Origin of the sequence: Heyndrickxia acidicola (assembly GCF_001636425.1) — a bacterium.
Lineage (GTDB): Bacteria > Bacillota > Bacilli > Bacillales > Bacillaceae_C > Bacillus_AE > Bacillus_AE acidicola.
Genome location: NZ_KV440953.1, coordinates 4,311,116 through 4,324,078 on the forward strand (window position 1 = coordinate 4,311,116; position 12,963 = coordinate 4,324,078).

A 12,963-nucleotide genomic window follows, 5' to 3' on the forward strand; every position below is an offset into this window, starting at 1 on the left:
TGACCCTTTTAGTAGAGTAAAGCGATAAAGCGGAATGGTGTGATGTGGTGTGCTCGGGGGTGGTGATTGTGGGTCTTTGTACCTGATTCTCCCGATAAGTGGTTAATTTCGCCCGTAAATTTACCAATTCCGCCCGTAAATTCAAACAAAGAGCGTCCGCTGTCCTTTTAAGGGCTTTCGTTATTTGAGCGCGCGGTTTCAATGCAGGTTAATATACCTTAACTCTTATGTTTATTGAATTTTGGACATGGCCAATTTAACAGAGCCTAAATTTTTTGAGAAAAACTTGGGCGGCTGCCTATGCCCTTTTTTGACTTACAGCATAATCTAGACTGTTACCTAATGAGAAAGCTAAGGAGCGATTTAAATGAATGATGTTAGACAAATGATGGGCGGTTATTCAGGCTATCCAGGACATGGCGGTATGACCGGTTATCCGGGACATCCAGGGTATGGCGGTATGACTGGTTATCCGGGACATCCAGGGTATGGCGGCATGACTGGTTATCCGGGACATCCAGGGTATGGTGGCATGACTGGTTATCCGGGACATCCAGGGTATGGCGGTATGATTGGTTATCCGGGACATCCAGGACATGGTGGTATGGCCGGCTATCCAGGTCACACGGTACATTGGGGAACAGGCGGCTATCCGGGCCACACAGTGCACTGGGGAACAGGCGGCTATCCAGGCCATCCGGGACATGGAGGAGCAGGCTATCCGGGCCACGAATTTGGAGGCATGGGCGGCAGCCAGCCAGGGCATATGACGCTTTGATGACAAAAAAAGAGAGAATATAAGCAGTGGCAGGTGAAAGGGCGTGTGGCAATTCTGACACACGCTGTTTTTTATTTAGAACTTGCTAGAATACATTAATTTAGATACTAATCCTGGGGTTCAGGTTTTTTGATGGATTTTTCTACCGTATACTGATAGGCATAGATGATGATCGATAACAACACACAAATTAAATACCAAGTAACATGTTTCATTTTTTTAAATTTAAATATCCCCATTCTCTCCCAAATTTGCCCTAAAGGAAAGGCATTAATAAAATCTAATAGGATATTTAATAGCAAATACTTTGGGAAATTCCCATAGGATAGTTTAAATATCCAGAGAGTGGCCACATAAAATGGTCCTAATATATAGGAAAAATCAATCGGACCCGGAGAGAGAGGGTTTTTATTTTTCCACCAATTTTTCCGGTTTGCAATCAGACTTAAAATGCTGATGAACAAGTTAACAAAACTGGCTACCGGCAAAAATCTGAAAAATGCTGTCTTCCCAATAAATGGGACAGTCAGCCATGGAATGATTAACATAGCAGTTGAGAATGATTTCTTTTTGTTCTGCATCAACGGCCCCCTTTTTTCCTGAAACTCTTTTCGTAAATTTGTGCGGAATATTTTTAGAAAGCGAAGATGCCACAGAAACGGCTCAATACTCATTTTTTCCTGAAAGCATCTATACTGCACATCGTCATGTATTACTATCCTCTAAAAACGTCCTAATTATGATTATTAGTTAGGAAAATGGCTTTATAACAAAAAGGAAATGAAAGCTTCACTACCCCTAATTGACTATGGATACATAATAGGAGAGAATATAAAGGGAAATTTTAAGAAAGGAGGATTTCAATGGAACATCGCTCACTTATTCTGCTTGGGCTGCTCATGAACCAAAGCCAGCATGGGTATCAAATTAATGAGTTTATAGAAAGAAATTTAAGCACCGTGACGGATATGAAGAAGCCTACTGCTTATGCAGCATTAGATCGATTGAGCCAAAATGGTTATATTGATATTCAATTAGAGCAGGAAGGAAACAGACCGACACGAAAAGTGTATTCGATTAATGAGAACGGCAAGCAATACTTCTACAATTTGCTTTTAAATAATCTAGCTTCAGCCGAAAGTGTGAATTACCAAGGAGATATTGGGTTAATGTTTATTGATCTTCTCCCGCTGGAAAAAACGATTCCTGCGTTGAAAGAACGTTTAAAGAAAAATCAGGAATTAATTGAGAGGTTTAAAAAAACACCCGCACATGCAGAGCGTTCAGGTGTTAATCTTGCCATCCATCATAAGCTGACAATGCTTGAAGCCGAAGCGGGTTTTCTTAAAAAAACGATCCGCCAGCTTGGAAGCCAGGACTAATTGATTATATATTATTAAAAATAGTAAATTTCGCACACACTCCTGTTTTAGTGTACAAATATAAAAAAAGCCATATGAAGAGGGACATCAATTTAAACGAATTGGTTGTCCCTTTTTTCTGTTACTACTAATACTAAGCATTTTCACAAAATGGATTGCAGCTGGCTGAAATGAAAGGATTGCGTATATGTATGGATGAATTTGAGGATTAGTACACATCATAAACAGTGGAGGTGGTATATTGAAAAGCTCAAAATTATTGTTAATAGGTATACTCATTTTTCCTTGGTTAACTGTACCTTTCCTAGGTAAATCTTCATTTAAAAGATATTTGCCTGCAAGCATATTTATAGTTATATTTACAAAAGCATTGGATTTATTTGGTGAAAAGAAGAAATGGTGGCGATTTTATAAAGGGATACCTCCTTTTGACAGTATGGATTTCTTTAATTTTGGTCCATATTTCGTCAGTGGTCTGTGGATGCTAAAAATGACGTATGGGAATTTTAAATTATTTATAATTTCGGACACTATTCTCCACATACTTTTTACTTTTGTCGGATTAAAATATTTAAAACGTTATAAGATTGCAGCTTTAGTAAAGATGACGAAAATCCAGTATTTATTTGTCAGTACGTTAAGAGGACTAATTTTTTATGGTTTTCAATATTTAAATGATCTTCTACAAAAAAATAGATCTTAAATGCTTCGGTAGACTTGAAAATATCCTAGAGGGGGAGTAACCGTGCAGATATTTAGTTTTATATATGTTATTTCAAAAATGAACCCTACACCTTTGGGTTCATTTTTTGCACTTAAAACTCAGAAAATCTTTTACTACATAAGCGTATTGTTCAATTAGTCATTATTGACTAATTGATAAAACAGCTATATAATCATGTTCGAATAGTCATTATTGACTAATGGGAAATAGGAGGGTATCATCACATGATTATTGTTACGAATCGAATGAAAACAAAATTGGGTTTTGCAGAAAAAATGGCTCCAGCTTTTACAAAACCGGGTGCTTTGCAAGAAATGAAAGGATTTGTAAAGGTTGAAGTGCTGATTACCCAAAATCTGTCTGAGCATGATGAACTAAATGTTAATGTGTACTGGGACAGTCTTGAAGATTTTTCTCAATGGAAAAATAGTGATGCCTTTAAACAAGCACATAAAGGTTCCAATTCCTCTGGCGGTGAATCTCCTATTTTAGAAAGCAAAATCATTATTTCCAAGCTAGCTTCTTCACTTGAAGCAAAATAACAAAAGACACTCCCTATAAAAGTAAACCCGTGGTTCCAGGTGGAATCACGGGTGTTTTTTGGCCCAGCTCCAGCGCCTATCGGCTAGCGGATCTCTGACTATTTTACTGTTCGCTGGAGTGGTTGAGTTCCCTTTTAAGAAGGGAAATAAATCTAAATGTTTCAAGAGCGAAAAGCATTCCGCTCACCCAAACTGCACTGAAAACATAGCCAGCCATCATATCGCTTGGTTCAGCATGCACGAGATATACACCGCTGATGAAGTAGGCGGTTAACATGAAAAGGTAGCCAAGCATTAGAAAGAAGATCACCTGATAATTCCGATAGTGTCGAATCAGCATGATAAAGAAGAAGCTGAGGATGCTTACGAAAAACATGGAAGGTGCATCCGGGAACTGAGCGCTGATGTCGCTGAATAAAAAGTGGAATAGCCAATGAATTCCGAATGAAAACAAAAGCGTACCTACTATAGTACAGGCAAAAAATAGTAGCTCCAGCAAAATATTTTTTTTATTCAAAGCGATAACAAGAACGGTTAAAACACTGATCGCACTTAAGACTTTCACCGAGGAGAGGGCATACACTGTATTCATGATTCCATGCCAGCCTGGCGAGGAAAGAAACGACATTGCATTTAGGCAAAAGGTATTGAATTGTCCAAATTGATGGTTAATGATCGCTTGAATCATCCTGACCATTAAGGCAATGAGAATCGCAAAGAAAACCAGGATTTCTAAAATGAGAATTTTCGTTTTGAAAAAGCTTCCAAACCGTTTAAACGTTGCTTGGAAGATAAGAATAATCGATTCCTTCACATATTGCCGATTCGCTTTTATAACAATAAATGCAATAACCCCAATCCCTAAGACAATGCCTCCAAGAACGAGCCATTTTTCAATTTCACTTTGATATTGATCCCATTTAGGACCGAGCAAATACCCAAGGAAAATATAAAGTCCTGCCCATAAAAACACCCCTATATAAGAGAAAATGGCAAAGGATCGATAGGGAAGCTTGATGATGCCGGACAAAATACTGGCAATATGGCAAATACCCGGAATGATATAAGAAATGAGAAGCAGAACCTTCCCATACTTTTTGTACCAGACCTCCATCTTCGCCATTTTTTCAGGCCCCATATGAAGGTAACGCCCATATTTTTGAATAAAGGGAACCCCGAGCTTATAGCCGGCCCAATAGGAAATGCTCGCACCTGTAATTCCTCCAGCTCCAGCTGATAGAAGAGAGAGAATCAAATTCATTTTTCCCTGAAAAGCAAGAACCCCTACATAGCTCAATAGCGCTTCGCTGGGAATAGGGACAATAATTAACTGAAGCATTAAGGAAACGAAAAGGACAATATAACCATACTCATTTAACAAATGAAATAATGCAGTCATAATAATCTCCCTGTATGCGAATTCTGGACTTCTGTCCTTATAAAAATCATTCTACTATTATTTTACCCTAAATAGCTTGAAGGATATTGTTTATATTCTCCTATTTAGAAAAATAAGCCTCAAGCAGCTGTTCTTTAATAAGCTCAAATCTCGTTTTTTTTATAGTAAGCAAGATTTGTTTGGAATGCGAGGAACCAACCGAAGACAAATAAATCATAGTGGAAATCAACCAGCAGGAAGAACAGAGGCACAACCAATAACTCAGCTAAAGCCAAAAATAGAACTGAAACCAAAGTTGATTGAAGCGAAAGGTGCGAGACTCCTGCGGGATTAGCAGGCCTTAGGAAGACCCCGCAGGAGCGTGCGACGAGGAGGCTTCCGGCCGCCCGCGGAAAGCGAGTACCTGCAGCGTAACTCAACCGGCAGGATGATCAGAGCACTGCAAATGTCTCAGCTAAAGCCCTAAGAGGGAATGAATTTCATAGTGATTGAAGTAGAAAACGAGAGTACCTGCAATGCCCATCAAACAGCAGGAAGAACAGGGGCACAACCAATAACTCAGTTAAAGCTAAAAGTAGAACTGAAACCAAAGTTGATTGAAGCGAAAGGTACGAGACTCCTGCGGGAAAAGCCAGTTAGGGGAGACCCCGCAGTAGCGAACTTGCGACGAGGAGGCTCCCCGACTGCCCGCGGAAAGCGAGTACCTGCAGTGTAAATCAACCGGCAGGAAAAATAAAAGCACTTCGCATAACTCAGTTAAAGCCTAAAGTAGAACTGAACCTAAAGTTGATAGAAATGAAAGACAAGGCATGAGACTCCTACTAGAAAAGCTTGCAAAGGCATACCTAACAGGAGATTGCGACGAAGAGGATTTCGGCCGCCCCGTAGAAAGCGAATACCTGCAGCGTAACTCAGCCAGCAGGATAAACAGAGCACTGCCAGTGTCTATATTACTGCTAACAAAAGAAAAACGACATTGCCAAAAAACAAGTAGGAATTCTACATAATATAGAGAATTAATAGGATGGAAGCGAAATTGCTAATTTATCAAAAATATAAGGGGTTGTTTATATGATCATTGGAATGCATCCTTACTTGGTTTTGAATGGAAATGGACAAGAAGCCGTCAAGTTTTACGAAAAGGCATTGAATGCAAAGGTTTTAAATGTCCAAACATTTGGAGACATGCCTGGAAATCCTGAGTCCCAGCTCCCTGAAGAAGCAAAAAACCTAGTATTAAACGCACATTTAAAAGTCGGCAATACAGATCTTATGTTATCGGATACGTTCCCGGGGCAGTCATATCAAGTGGGAGGCCAAGTGACTGTAGCCCTTCTCGTCAATGATCCAGATGAATCAAGAGAGATCTTCGGGAAGCTTGAAGATGGCGGCCATGTGGCTATGGCTCTCCAAGAAACCTTCTGGAGCCCATTATATGGACAGGTCACAGACAAATTTGGTGTAACCTGGCAGGTTTCCACTCAAACTGAGGAAGAAAAGTAAGAGAAGTTATACTGAAGGGCTGCTGCGGCAGCTCTTTTTTGTAGGATTCTGTTTAAAGGCAACTTTTCATCATGAAACCGGCAGGCGAGATGAGCACAACTTTTAGGAAGGCATTGGCATTTACTATTATTTCATTCCGCCCATGAATTCTATGAAGCGATGAAGAAGTCAGAAATAGTAGGATTAAGGAGGGATAAGAATGCGCAAGTTTGGAATGATGGTCCGATTCATCGTAAAAGAAGGAAAGCGGGACACCTTCTTGCATATCTTGCTGGGAGCTGCCCGGTCTATGGAAGAGTTGAAGGAATGCGAAATGTATATGGTAAGCTCGTCCAATGACGACCCCGACTCTGTATTTGTTTATGAGATTTGGAGTGACGAAAAAGCTCATCAAGCTTCTTTAGAGCTTGAAAGTACACAAGAATTAATCAAACAGGCCCAGCCTCTCCTTTCAGGTGTAGAGAGAGCTGGCACCTTTACACCAGAGGGAGGAAAGGGCTTTACAGGAAACGAATAACGAAATTGATTTCAGTCTCTATTAAAATGAGTAAAAAGACACCGGTCATCCCATTCCTGTGTCTTTTTTATTGCAATTTGGGGTAATTGTATGCGGGGTTTCTAAGGCTATTGTCACTTTTTTGCGAAAGATTTTCTCTCGATATGTGTAAGGAATGGGTAGAAAGTGTCTTTTTTAAAAAGAAAAATGATTCTTTTTGTCTATTATTAGCCGCTCTTTGATTTCTTGATTACCCCAATTTACATTTAACCATCCGACTCTTAGGATTAAATTAACACATTAATTTACAATATTCTAAGTATTTGGAAGGGGAGTGTGGATAGAGCAAAGGGGATTTGGAGATAGGCACTTATTATACATAAAAAGAGGGGAAGCAAAAGATGAAATCCAGAAAAAAATTGATGAAAAAAGCCACGGCCTTCACATTAGGAGCTGGCCTGGTTTATAGCAGTCTTACAACCTTAAATATTAGCATGCCAACGAAAGTCCATGCAGCAACAAACACAACTGCAGAAACCATTTTGGCCAAATTAACGCCTGAACAAAGACAAGCATTGAAGCAGCTGACAGCCGATAATAAATCCGGACTTTTCTTGAACTCAGATGTCAATACCGACAGTTCAAAACCGGTATCCGTTATCGTAGAGTTTAAGAGCAAGCCTCATAAAGTGGCCGTTCTTCAATCCGCAGTTCAAGGAAAAAGCTTGACGGATGGCCAGGCAAAAAGCGATGTAGACGCAGATCACCAGACGTTTCAAAACGACCTGCAATCTGCTTTTAAGACAAAGAGTGATGGTTCTTATAAGGTAAAACGTGAATATAAAAATGCCTTTAACGGTGTCGCGCTGGAAGTACCTGCGAACAAGCTGAAGGAATTAGTAAAATCAAGTGCGGTTCAGGCCATCTACAGTGATTCAAAGGTAACCGTAGAGCCTCCTGAAAAAGAAGCCCAGCCTTCGAAAGAAGCTCAGGGTCAGGGAATGTCAGAAGAAAATTCTTATTTAAATATCAATAAGCTGCATCAGGAAGGCTACACAGGCAAAGGTGTTAAAGTAGCCGTGCTGGATACAGGTGTTGACTACAACCATCCTGATATTAAAGCAGCCTATAAAGGCGGATACGATTTCGTTGATAATGACAATGATCCAATGGAAACCACGTATGCAGATTGGGTAAAAGCCGGGAAGCCAGGCGGGGACCCAACCGCGTATGAGACAGAACACGGGACTCACGTTTCCGGCACGATTGTCGGCCAAGGGAAAAATGACAGTCCCTATGCGACAACAGGGATTGCGCCAGATGCAGATTTATATGTATACCGTGTGCTTGGCCCTGGAGGTTCAGGCTCAACGGAAAACATCATGGCCGGGATTGATAAAGCAGTTGCAGATGGTATGGACGTGATGAACCTGTCTTTGGGCGCCAACTATAATGATCCGCTTTATCCGGACAGCATTGCCATCAACAATGCGGTTTTGAGCGGTGTGACAGCAGTTGTAGCAGCTGGGAATTCTGGTAACGGCATGTATACCGTAGGCTCTCCTGGAGGTGCTGCACTTGCCCTGACGGTAGGCGCAAGTGATGTGCCGGAACAGATTCCGACCATGAAAGGCCATCTGGATAGCATGAATTCTGACATGCGTCTACTGGCAAAAGGGTTTAGCGATACCATTAGCGATTTTGCAGGGAAAAGCTTACCAATCGTGAGTGTCGGCGGTTATGGCCAGGCAAGCGACTATACAGGCTTAGATGTGAAAGGGAAAGTGGTTCTTGTTCAGCGCGGTACGAGCACCATCAATGATAAGATCCTTCAAGCTAAGCTGAATGGTGCTGCAGCAATCCTGATCTATGACAATGTAACGACTGAGGATTATATGCCATTTTATTTAGGGGAAGGAACCGATTTTATCCCATCCTTTAATTTAACCAATGCAGACGGACTGGCATTGAAGCAAAAAATTGCTGCAGGCAGCACGCAGTTTTCATTTAGCGATCCAGGTTCTTTTTCTACAACAGGCGATAACCTGGCTGACTTCAGCTCCCGCGGGCCTTCGCGTGTCACATATGACATTAAGCCTGAAGTGACCGCACCGGGTGTAAGCGTCCTATCGACAGTTCCTGGCTTCGTTCATAGTCCCGACAATCCGGCTGACTATAAATATGCGTATGAACGCATGTCTGGAACCTCGATGGCGACTCCGGAAGTAGCGGGCATTGCAGCCTTATTATTACAAGCTCATCCATATTTGCAGCCTGAAGATGTGAAATCGATCTTAATGAATACAGCCGATCCATTAAGCAAAACGTACAGTGTCTTTGAAGAAGGGGCAGGACGTGTCGATCCTGAAAAAGCGATCGAGTCGACAATGGAAATTAAAGTAAAGGAAAACACTCCGACCATTATAAATGGCAGAGAAAAGCAAATAAAGGAAGATACAGGGGCATTAAGCTTTGGAAATGAGACCTTTACTGGCAAGGATATTACCGATTCACGTTCCATTAGTTTTAAGAATTATGGTAAAAATGCGAAAAACTTTGACGTAAGTGTCACTTACCAGACGGATGCAAGAGGCTCAAAGGATGCACAGAAAAATGGCGTGACGGTTGACACGGTCAAGTCCATTAAGGTGCCAGGCAACAGTGAAGTAACGAAAAAGGTAACGCTGACCATTCCAAAAACGGCGGAAAAAGGCATTTATGAAGGCTATATTGTGTACACCAATCACGATAATCCTTCTGAGACCTACCGGATTCCATTCGGCGTGCATTTTGTGGAAGAAGGGTTCCAGGATGTCAGCCTTGACCGTTTAACCATGACAAGTGACCGTAATAACTTGACCAATCCATTTTTCAATCCTTACAACTATGGAAGCTTTACATTAAAATCGCATATGAGATATATCGATGCGGTCGTGGAAGATGCTTCTACAGGCAAAGATGTGGGGTATTTAGGAACAATGGATGGAACACAGTTCGATGAAGGAGTACCTTACCGATTCAATGCGTTTATGGGATTTTATTATCCATTTACCAATGATCCAAGCAACCCAATCAGCTCCCATGAGATTTTAGCACCGCAAGGACATTACAAGCTGAAGCTCATTGGCTATGACGATGCTGGCAGATCTTTTACAGCTTCACAGGATATGTTTATTGATAACACCATGCCGGATAAATATGATGTACAAGTGGAGGGTGAAAAAGCAGGCAACCCGTTCGTCGAGTACAAACCTGGCCAGCAGACTGTGCCCGTAACAGCTTCGATCCATGACCAGATGATCAATACAATGAAATCAGCCGGATTCAATACGGATCAATCCAAAAATGGCATCTGGTATTACTATAATAGTCCTTGGCCGAGCGGACAGCTTACGTTGGATGCCAAAGGCAATGGCCAAGATGATATAGCCATGGATCCGTCTTCACAGGTATTGAATCTGAGATTTGAAGGAATTGACGCCGCAGGAAATTCCTATGGCCGAAAGCAGTATTTCTTTGTACAAAATGATACGCCATATGTATACGGTCAGCCGAATACCGCAACACGCTTAAATCAAGTCAATGCACATATTGGAGATACGGTTACCATTACACTTACAGCCAACAATGTAAACAAAGTGAAACAGGCTGCCTATAGCTTCTCAACATATACAGAGGACACAAACATAGTCGGCATATCCTTGAACCCGAAGGCGAAAAAGCTTGGCGGTAAACTCGATGTCAAAACAACGAATTCAAATGACACCGTCAACACTAATGTGAATGTGGCGTTTGATGGAACCTCAGAGGTATCAGGAGATATTCCAATGGTCGATGTAACCCTTCAAATACCGGATATGAAGGATATTGCACCTGTGTCAAGTTTTAGAACGGTTACTTCAACCTTTACAAGTACAGACAATACCGTAACAAGTCCATTTACGTATGTTGCACCGATCAATATCTTGCCGGACTTTTCAAGCGTTATCGGCTATATCCATGCAGACGGCTTATTAGATGCAAATGGCGACTATGATTATTCCAAGGATTACACAAAGGTTGGCGCAAATGTAACCATTCAGGACAGCAATGGAAAAACGTATACCAGCACGATGGATAAATATGGACAATTCTACGCTACCGGCCTGCCTGTCACACGTGATATGTTCACCTTAATCGAGGATATCCCGGGCCATTTCACCATGTATGATCATTTCACCGGTGCTTATAAAACAATGGATGGCGAGGATTATGGAATCTACAAGAGACTAGGTACAGAAACAGTTGACCAGGCGATAGGAGGGGATGTCAATAAGGATAACGTAATCGATATTCAGGATGCATTGGCCATCCAAACATATTGGGGAACCAATAAACGCAGCGCCGACATTAATGATGACGGCATAGTGGATGCAAAAGACTTTGCCTTTGTAGAAAAGAACTTTGGCATGCAAAATCCGACTGTGGATAACGCACCAAAACCGCAATTGAAATATAAAGGCAAAACCCTGGCTGATATTAAAAATGAGCTAGGCATTAAATAGAGAGCATTTTTTTCAGGGCGAAAAAAGTGTAAAAGGGGTAAAAAGGGCTTATATAGAAAAGGAAAGAGCAGATCTTTATGGGTCTGCTCTTTTTTAACGTTCCCAGAGTAAGCCTGCTGTTGAATAAAATCCTATGTGATTAAGGCGGAAAGTACGGCACTCCTGTGTTCCCTTCAGGAACAAAGATTAGAGGAGGCTCCGCAACCGCCCCGCGGAAAGCGAGTGCCTGCAGCGTAAATCAACCAGCAGGATGATTAGTGCACAACCAATTACTTAGTTAAAATATAGTTGACATTTGAATAAATCAAACATATGTTCTATAATGATATAAAACTGTTTGCTATGGGAGATTTTTTTCTTCTCAGTACTGGAAAAAACAGATAGGAGGCGAAAACGAATGAGTCAAAGGAAGGTCGTTTTATTTATTGCTCAAAGCCTGGACGGCTATATTGCAACAAAAGAAGATTCCCTAGATTGGTTATTTAAAGTTGAAGGCGAAGGAGACAATGGCTATTCAGAATTTTTAGCAACAATAGATACCATCTTTATGGGAAAAAGAACCTATGATTGGATAGTAGAAGAGGTAAAAGGGGATTTTCCATATAAAGAACAACAATGCTATGTTTTTTCCCGGAAACCGTTGGAGAAGGATGAAAATGTAACATTCATCAACGAGGAGATAGTAGAATTCACTTCCAAATTAAAGAAAGAAAAAGGGAAGGATATTTGGATGGTGGGAGGCGGAGATTTATTATATACATTTATGAAGGAAAAATTGGTTGACGAACTGTATTTGACCATTGCACCCTCCATCATAGGAGAGGGTATTCCATTATTTAAAGAGGGAGATTTTCAGCTGGACCTGACTTTGGTAGGGATAAGAACCTTTAATCAATTTGTGGAATTACATTATGTTGTTAAAAAATAATGCCATATAAAAAAGCTCCTGCGGGAAAGGAGCGTTAAGTTAGGCCCGCAGGCGATTGAAAAATCAGCATTGAGTTTTGAGCAACTCCATTAGCATCGTTTAGAGGAAAGAACGAAGGGCTCACTCATTCTCTCTTTGTCTATCAAAAACAAACAGTCTCAAGTTTTCAGGATCACCGGGCAGCTGAATCAAGCGTTCAAGCTTCAAACCTGTTTTTTCAAGAAGGCTGGCGGAAGAATGATTATCCTGCGTGGTAATCGCCACAATGCGGTTCAGCCCAAGTGTAGCTTTCGCGTATTCCATGACCGCCAGAGCAGCCTCCGAGGCATAACCTTTCCCGCGGTATGCTGGCAAAAAGGCAAAGCCGATGTCGATATCCTCAAGGGCATCTCTTTTGGCAAGACCGCAGATGCCAAGCGGGACACCGTCCTCTTTCCGTTCTACCAAAAACATGCAGAAACCGTATTGCTCATACATACGGACGGCCCCGTTCAAAATATAGTTTTTAGCATCCTCTACCGTCCTAATTCCGCGGTCCCCAATGAACTTAATCCATGAAGGATCATTCATCAGTTCAAGGATAAAAGCAGCATCGCTGGCGGTCTGTACTCGAAGTATAAGACGCTCTGTCTCAAGTATTTTCATAGAATATATGCCTGCCTCTCTT

General features: G+C 41.3%; 12 protein-coding genes. 9 read left to right on the forward strand and 3 right to left on the reverse strand.

Translation table 11 applies throughout. From position 1 onward, the window contains the following. Positions 1-367: 367 nt before the first annotated feature. Positions 368-778, forward strand: coding sequence for a hypothetical protein (locus tag A5N88_RS26310; protein ID WP_066269335.1), 411 nt, complete (start codon positions 368-370; stop codon positions 776-778). A 107-nt stretch (positions 779-885) separates the two neighbouring features. On the opposite strand, the gene A5N88_RS20095 is transcribed toward A5N88_RS26310, so the two are convergent. After that, the gene (locus tag A5N88_RS20095) at positions 886-1,359 is read right to left on the reverse strand and encodes a hypothetical protein (RefSeq protein ID WP_066269336.1); all 474 of its coding nucleotides are present in this window, start codon (positions 1,357-1,359) and stop codon (positions 886-888) included. A 282-nt stretch (positions 1,360-1,641) separates the two neighbouring features. On the opposite strand from A5N88_RS20095, the gene A5N88_RS20100 reads away from it, so the two are divergent. The 3 genes from A5N88_RS20100 (at position 1,642) to A5N88_RS20110 (ending at position 3,426) form a co-directional block, all read left to right on the forward strand. After that, positions 1,642-2,160 carry a PadR family transcriptional regulator gene (locus tag A5N88_RS20100; RefSeq protein WP_066269337.1) on the forward strand — a complete coding sequence of 173 codons (519 nt, stop codon included), beginning with the start codon at positions 1,642-1,644 and terminating at the stop codon, positions 2,158-2,160. A gap of 241 nt (positions 2,161-2,401) precedes the next feature. Further along, complete coding sequence (locus A5N88_RS20105; RefSeq protein WP_066269339.1) at positions 2,402-2,863, forward strand: hypothetical protein; 462 nt, start codon at positions 2,402-2,404, stop codon at positions 2,861-2,863. A gap of 245 nt (positions 2,864-3,108) precedes the next feature. After that, positions 3,109-3,426 carry a heme oxygenase gene (locus A5N88_RS20110; protein ID WP_066269341.1) on the forward strand — a complete coding sequence of 106 codons (318 nt, stop codon included), beginning with the start codon at positions 3,109-3,111 and terminating at the stop codon, positions 3,424-3,426. Positions 3,427-3,529: 103 nt separating this feature from the next. On the opposite strand, the gene A5N88_RS20115 is transcribed toward A5N88_RS20110, so the two are convergent. Further along, positions 3,530-4,825 (reverse strand): VTT domain-containing protein, encoded by a 1,296-nt coding sequence (locus A5N88_RS20115; protein ID WP_066269343.1) that lies wholly within the window; start codon positions 4,823-4,825, stop codon positions 3,530-3,532. A 472-nt stretch (positions 4,826-5,297) separates the two neighbouring features. Between A5N88_RS20115 and A5N88_RS20120 the strand changes: the two genes are divergently transcribed. The 5 genes from A5N88_RS20120 to A5N88_RS20140 all read left to right on the forward strand — a co-directional run bounded on the left by A5N88_RS20120 (position 5,298) and on the right by A5N88_RS20140 (position 12,296). Next, positions 5,298-5,540: a hypothetical protein gene (locus tag A5N88_RS20120; protein WP_066269344.1), complete on the forward strand. Its 243-nt coding sequence runs from the start codon at positions 5,298-5,300 to the stop codon at positions 5,538-5,540. Positions 5,541-5,896: 356 nt separating this feature from the next. Beyond that, complete coding sequence (locus A5N88_RS20125) at positions 5,897-6,328, forward strand: VOC family protein (RefSeq protein ID WP_066269345.1); 432 nt, start codon at positions 5,897-5,899, stop codon at positions 6,326-6,328. 199 nt (positions 6,329-6,527) lie between these two features. After that, positions 6,528-6,845 (forward strand): putative quinol monooxygenase, encoded by a 318-nt coding sequence (locus tag A5N88_RS20130; protein WP_066269346.1) that lies wholly within the window; start codon positions 6,528-6,530, stop codon positions 6,843-6,845. Between the two features lie 380 nt (positions 6,846-7,225). Next, on the forward strand, positions 7,226-11,368 hold the full coding sequence (locus tag A5N88_RS26315; protein WP_066269349.1) for a S8 family serine peptidase: 4,143 nt from the start codon (positions 7,226-7,228) through the stop codon (positions 11,366-11,368). 397 nt (positions 11,369-11,765) lie between these two features. Beyond that, the gene (locus tag A5N88_RS20140; RefSeq protein ID WP_066269350.1) at positions 11,766-12,296 is read left to right on the forward strand and encodes a dihydrofolate reductase family protein; all 531 of its coding nucleotides are present in this window, start codon (positions 11,766-11,768) and stop codon (positions 12,294-12,296) included. A gap of 120 nt (positions 12,297-12,416) precedes the next feature. Here the strand turns inward: A5N88_RS20140 and A5N88_RS20145 are convergent, their stop codons facing one another. After that, positions 12,417-12,941, reverse strand: coding sequence for a GNAT family N-acetyltransferase (locus A5N88_RS20145; protein WP_066269351.1), 525 nt, complete (start codon positions 12,939-12,941; stop codon positions 12,417-12,419). Positions 12,942-12,963 lie beyond the last annotated feature (22 nt).

Excerpts from the sequence above, each read along its gene's own strand:
- A5N88_RS20140 (WP_066269350.1), top strand. The coding sequence starts at position 11,766 with ATGAGTCAAAGGAAGGTCGTTTTATTTATTGCTCAAAGCCTGGACGGC.
- A5N88_RS20100 (WP_066269337.1), top strand. The coding sequence starts at position 1,642 with ATGGAACATCGCTCACTTATTCTGCTTGGGCTGCTCATGAACCAAAGC.
- A5N88_RS20115 (WP_066269343.1), bottom strand. The coding sequence starts at position 4,825 with ATGACTGCATTATTTCATTTGTTAAATGAGTATGGTTATATTGTCCTT.
- A5N88_RS20130 (WP_066269346.1), top strand. The coding sequence starts at position 6,528 with ATGCGCAAGTTTGGAATGATGGTCCGATTCATCGTAAAAGAAGGAAAG.
- A5N88_RS20095 (WP_066269336.1), bottom strand. The coding sequence starts at position 1,359 with ATGCAGAACAAAAAGAAATCATTCTCAACTGCTATGTTAATCATTCCA.
- A5N88_RS20120 (WP_066269344.1), top strand. The coding sequence starts at position 5,298 with ATGAATTTCATAGTGATTGAAGTAGAAAACGAGAGTACCTGCAATGCC.
- A5N88_RS26315 (WP_066269349.1), top strand. The coding sequence starts at position 7,226 with ATGAAATCCAGAAAAAAATTGATGAAAAAAGCCACGGCCTTCACATTA.
- A5N88_RS20145 (WP_066269351.1), bottom strand. The coding sequence starts at position 12,941 with ATGAAAATACTTGAGACAGAGCGTCTTATACTTCGAGTACAGACCGCC.
- A5N88_RS20110 (WP_066269341.1), top strand. The coding sequence starts at position 3,109 with ATGATTATTGTTACGAATCGAATGAAAACAAAATTGGGTTTTGCAGAA.
- A5N88_RS20125 (WP_066269345.1), top strand. The coding sequence starts at position 5,897 with ATGATCATTGGAATGCATCCTTACTTGGTTTTGAATGGAAATGGACAA.
- A5N88_RS26310 (WP_066269335.1), top strand. The coding sequence starts at position 368 with ATGAATGATGTTAGACAAATGATGGGCGGTTATTCAGGCTATCCAGGA.